1 protein-coding gene is annotated in these 315 nt (G+C 76.8%); it reads right to left on the minus strand.

The window, feature by feature from the left end; all coding sequences use genetic code 11:
- Window positions 1-216 (minus strand): hypothetical protein (locus CCL05_RS45745; protein WP_208641728.1); only part of this gene is annotated, 216 nt, incomplete at its 3' end.
- Window positions 217-315: the final 99 nt, after the last annotated feature.

A 315-nucleotide genomic window follows, 5' to 3' on the forward strand; every position in this document is an offset into this window, starting at 1 on the left:
CCGGACCATCACGGCTTCAGCACCCCCGTCCGTCCCGACGACCACCGCATGAGCAGCCCCGTCCCTCCGGACGCCCCGGGCAAGGGCAGCAGCCTCCCTGCGGACCACCACCGCGTCAGCAGCCCCGCCAGTCCCCAGGGCAAGGGCGGCCACCGCATCAGCGGCCGCCTCCGTGCGGATGATCGCGGAGGCGACCGGTGTCGGTCCCGTGTTCACGCGGCGCGGGCTGACCGTGGCCGGCGGAAGCGGCGGGTATGGCTCTCGTGCTCGGCGGAGCCTTCCGCGGCTTCGCGGCGGGCGGCGCGGCGGGCCCGG

The sequence above is a fragment of the Streptomyces africanus genome, from assembly GCF_002150735.1.
In the GTDB taxonomy this organism is placed as follows: Bacteria; Actinomycetota; Actinomycetes; order Streptomycetales; family Streptomycetaceae; genus Streptomyces; species Streptomyces africanus.